The 4,650-nt window shown below is 40.9% G+C and carries 2 pseudogenes; one reads left to right on the top strand and one right to left on the bottom strand.

The annotated features are described in order from the left end of the window. Positions 1–45 precede the first annotated feature (45 nt). Positions 46–4,302 (top strand): annotated as a pseudogene (locus QUA47_RS30295) (amino acid adenylation domain-containing protein). A gap of 221 nt (positions 4,303–4,523) precedes the next feature. Here QUA47_RS30295 and QUA47_RS30290 read toward each other — a convergent pair. Then, positions 4,524–4,650: pseudogene (locus QUA47_RS30290) on the bottom strand (IS1 family transposase); the annotation flags it as partial.

Raw genomic sequence — 4,650 nt, 5'->3', positions numbered from 1 at the left:
TTCATAGGCTTTGACTTTTAGTTAATTGTTTTTGCCAATTTCTCTTTGAACAAATCATACCTTAGTTCAGCAACGCCTCCTTTTTATAACGAACACTTTACGATTTACTTACCTGGTTCCCTCAACCAGTTAGCGTTAGAACAAAGTTTCAACCAAATTATCGATCGCCACGAAATTCTACGAACCAACTTTTCTGTCGTCGATGGTCAACCAATTCGGATCGTTCAGCCTACTTGCTATTTATCCCTACCATTAATTAACCTTCAAGAAATAGCGTCAGAGAGCGCTCGCGAAACAGAAGTTTTGCGGTTGGTAACAGAAAAAGCACGGCAACCTTTTAATCTCACCTCTGATTTGTTGCTAAGAACTACTCTAATTCAACTCAGCGATACAGATTACAGACTATACATAACCGTACATCACATTATTTTAGATGCGGTTTCTATATACAGCGTACTATTTCCCGAACTGGTAGCACTCTACGAAGCTATTTGCGATCGCCAACCCTCCTCCCTGCCAGAATTAACCGTTCAGTATGCCGACTTTGCCTACTGGCAGCGGCAACAACTACAAGTAGAATTACTGAAGCCACAGCTAGCTTACTGGAAACAGCAATTAGCAGATTTGCCCCCGCTACATTTGCCCACCGATAATCCACGACCGCCAGTTCAAAGGTTTCGAGGTGCAATGCAAACTCTGGCACTCTCGAAGGGTTTAACTGAGGCTTTGAAAGCTTTTTCCCTTCAGGAAAATGTCACTTTATTTATGACATTAATGGCGGCATTCAAAATTTTGCTCTACCGCTATTCAGGACAAGAAGATATTCCCGTCGCCACTGTTATTGGTGGGCGAAATCGATCGGAGATTGAAAGATTGATTGGGTACTTTCTTAATACGCTGATTCTGCGTACTGACCTTTCTGGTTTTCCCAGTTTCCGAGAGTTACTTTCCAGGGAACGAGAAGTAGCTTTAGGAGCTTATACTTACCAAGACTTGCCATTTGAAAAACTGGTGGAAGAACTTCAACCAGAAAGAAAGTTGGGTCAAAACCCGTTATTTCAGGTGATGTTTATTTTAGAACCGCCGCTCGTAACTTTGGATTCTAAGGATTGGCAAGTCAGCCAGATGGACATTCATATCGGTACATCGAAGTGTGATTTGTTTCTCCAACTAGAAGAAAAAACGGAATAAATTATCGGGCGTTTTGAGTACGATACAGACTTATTTGATGCTGCTACTATTTCCCGGATGGTTGGACATTTTATCACTTTGTTGGAAAGTATTGTTGCCAACCCAGACCAGTCCGTCTTGAAGTTGTCTTTGTTAACAATTAGCGAACGGCAACAGTTAATAAATTACAATGCTACGGAGGCCAATTATTCGTCAGATAAGTGCATTCACCAGTTATTTGAAGATCGAGTAGAGCAAAATCCCGATGCGGTAGCAGTAATATTTGAAGGGCAACAACTCACCTATCAGGAGTTGAATCAAAGGGCAAATCAATTAGCGCATCATTTACGATTGCTAGGAATTGTACGAGATGCAGTAGTTGGTATCTGTGTAGAACGATCGCTGGAAATGGCGATCGGACTTTTAGGCATCCTAAAAGCAGGTGCGGCTTACTTGCCTCTCGACCCAGCTTATCCGCAAGAACGGATAGCTTATATGCTGGAAAATGCCGGAGTTCCAGTAGTGCTAACTCAGGCAAGTTTATTGCCGCCACTGTTAGAGTATGGGATACCAGCAATCTGTTTAGATAAAGGCTGGAAATCGATCGCCCAACGCCCGCAAGATAACCCCACGACAGCCGTATTACCCGACCATTTAGCTTACGTTATCTATACATCAGGTTCTACAGGCCAACCTAAAGGGGTGGCAATGAGTCACCGTCCCCTGGTGAATCTGATCGATTGGCAATTACAAAATTTCGCTTTTCCTGCTACTAAAACCCTCCAATTTGCCCCCATCAGTTTCGATGTTTCTTTTCAGGAGTGTTTTTCCAGTTGGTGTTCTGGCGGCACTTTGGTGTTAATTTCAGACATTACTCGCAAAGATGCAGTAGCTTTATTGCAACTTCTCCAAAATGAAGCGATCGAACGTTTGTTCCTTCCTTTTATTGCGCTTCAGCATCTAGCTGAGGTTGCTGAGGAGCGAGGAATCGTACCTAATAGTTTGCGAGAAATTATTACTGCTGGCGAACAGTTACAAATTAGTCGAGCGATCGTCAATTGGTTTAGTCAGCTAAAAGATGGCACTTTGCACAATCAATATGGCCCTTCCGAAAGTCATGTCGTAACGGCATTTACTCTTACTGGTTCACCTGAAAATTGGCCTAAATTGCCCTCGATCGGTCGTCCTATTGCCAACGCCCAAATCCACATCCTCGATTCGCAATTACAACCAGTACCTATTGGTATTCCTGGAGAACTTTACATCGGCGGTGTTAGTTTAGCCAATGGTTATATCAACCGACCAGATTTAACATCCCAACGGTTTATTGAAAACCCATTCTTAAATAGTGATGAGAGCTTAGTTTTGAGTTCTGAATTAGAAGAAAACTCAACACTCGAAACTCAAAACTCAAAACTTTACAAAACTGGCGATCTTGCCCGCTATTCACCAGATGGTAACATCGAGTATATGGGTCGGATTGACGATCAAGTAAAAATTCGCGGTTTTCGCATTGAGTTAGGAGAGATCGAAACTGCTTTGGCACAACACCAAAACGTAGCAGAAGGTGTTGTGATAGTTAGGGAAGATATACCAGGCGACAAGCGTTTAGTTGCTTATGTAGTTGCATCCAAAGAGTTAGTATCTTCTACCAACGAACTGCGGCGATTTTTGCAAGAACAGTTGCCTGAATACATGATACCTAACGCTTTTGTATTTTTACAAGCACTGCCATTAACTCCTTCTGGAAAAGTAAATCGGCGAATTTTACCAGCACCAGAAGGAACCAGACAAGAACTGGAAACAACATTTGTTGCACCTCGTAATCCTGTAGAAGAAAAGTTAGCTAAAATTTGGAAAAAAATTCTCGGTATCGATAGAGTTGGAATTTACGATCGCTTTTTCGATTTGGGCGGGCATTCTTTAAAAGTTACTCAGTTAATGTTTAAAGTGAGAGATGCTTTTCAGGTAGAAGTATCGCTGCGACAATTTTTTGAAGTACCGACCATTGCGGGAACTGCGGATGCGATCGCTCTCGCTAGTCGCCCAGATTTCAATTCTACATCACCACAAAAAGAAACTATCGATCTAAACGCGGAAGCAATTCTAGATTCTACAATCTCTGCTGAAAATATTACTTTTGAATGGACTAAAAAACCGTCTCACATCTTATTAACAGGAGCAACCGGATTTCTCGGTACTCACTTACTTAATGACTTACTAAACCAAACGCAGGCAAATATTTATTGCCTGGTAAGAGCATCCAACCTCGAACAAGGCAGTGAAAAAATCCAAAAAAGTCTAGAACGCTACTTACTTTATAATAGGACTTACATCAGATGAATTTAGTTCACTGGCAAGCAAAATAGATGTAATTTACCACAATGGTGCATCAACAAATCTAATTTATCCATACTCTGCATTAAAAGCGGTAAACGTTCTCAGTACGCAGGAAGTTTTGAGATTAGCCTGCATTATCAAAGTAAAACCCGTGCATTTCGTTTCTACCATTGGCGTATTTTCCTCGGATACTTACGAGCAAAATACAAGAGTTAGAGAACAAGACGAACTACCTGATAGTGAAAGTCTTTCTGAAGGTTACGATCAAAGTAAATGGGTAGCTGAAAAATTAGTTATGACTGCCTATTCAAGAGGGCTACCCGTTTATATTTATAGACCGGGATTTATCTCAGGAGACAGCCAAACGGGTATTTGCAATACTGCCGATCTGCTCCGCAGAATGCTTAAAGGCTGCATTCAAATGGGAAAAACACCTGATTTAGACATCATGGTAGACATGACTCCTGTGGATTATGTTAGCCAAGCGATCGTTCATTTATCCAAACAAAAAGAATTAGTCGGGAAAGCTTTCCATTTAGTTAACCCTCACCCCATTCCTTGGAATCAGCTTTTCGATTTCATTCGCTCTCTTGGCTACTCACTCGAACGCATTCCTTATAAACAATGGAACTTTGAGTTATTAAAATTGGTTGAAAATTCAACAGAAAATGCTTTGCATCCACTGGTCAGCCTTTTCTCTGATGAAGCCGTATCTTTACAGACAATCAAAATTCTAAGTATTTGCTTTGATTCTCAAAAGGCGATCGATGGTTTAGTTGGTAGCTGCATTAGTTGTCCACCTATAGATGAAAGATTGTTAAATACTTACTTATCGTACTTACTGGAGTTTAGACTAACCGCGCCTTATACCAATTCTCTAAATGCCGACTACAGATAATGCCTCCAATATATATGCTCTTCCAAGAATTATAGATATTGTCTACTTATTTTGACGAACAGTAGAAACTAAAACTAGAAAACTTAGCGTGGGAAAAAATTCCGGCGTTGCTGAATCAAGGTATGAATACTGCTGGAACGGGAACATCCTGAAATTTTAGGTAAGGTATTAATAATTTAATAGAGTGCCTGAGCATTTCCGCGCACTTAGAATAACAAAGAGTCTTACGATGTAGTCTTGCC

Origin of the sequence: Microcoleus sp. MON2_D5 (genome assembly GCF_036701905.1) — a bacterium.
GTDB lineage: Bacteria > Cyanobacteriota > Cyanobacteriia > Cyanobacteriales > Microcoleaceae > Microcoleus.
Note: the sequence above shows the minus strand (reverse complement) of the source record. Positions and strands in the feature narration are given on the sequence as shown.